General features: G+C 38.3%; 1 protein-coding gene. It reads left to right on the top strand.

All coding sequences use genetic code 11. From position 1 onward, the window contains the following. Positions 1-384, top strand: a 384-nt coding sequence (locus tag RZO55_RS12565) for an Mbeg1-like protein (RefSeq protein ID WP_318064629.1), incomplete at both ends; no start/stop codon positions are given.

The following is a 384-nucleotide window of genomic DNA, read 5'->3' as shown; positions in this document are numbered from 1 at the left end:
CCAAGTTACGGATAAACAATTACGGCAGTTGTCCGATCTTGTTTATGAACCAATTTATGATATTAAAGATAAAGATCTAGATGACATTTTTGGGAAAGATAACGGTGAAATAATTGATCGCATAGATATGTCAAACGGTTTCGAGGCTATAGCTGTTAAAAACAAGGTGACCAATGAAGTGGTTATTGCATTTCGAGGATCTGATTTTGAAGATAAAGGCATTGATTGGTGGGGGCAGAATCTTTCTATCTGGCAACAATTTAAAGGTCCTCAGGTTGACGATGCTGATCGTTTTATTGAGAGGGTGCTAAACTCAGAAGATGCTAAAGGTTTGACTATTATTTTAACTGGTCACTCAAAGGGCGGGTTTCATGCGGAAGATGG

This window comes from Clostridium boliviensis (assembly GCF_033342255.1).
In the GTDB taxonomy this organism is placed as follows: domain Bacteria; phylum Bacillota; class Clostridia; order Lachnospirales; family Lachnospiraceae; genus Lacrimispora; species Lacrimispora boliviensis.
This window is presented reverse-complemented; position numbering and strand designations above follow the sequence as displayed.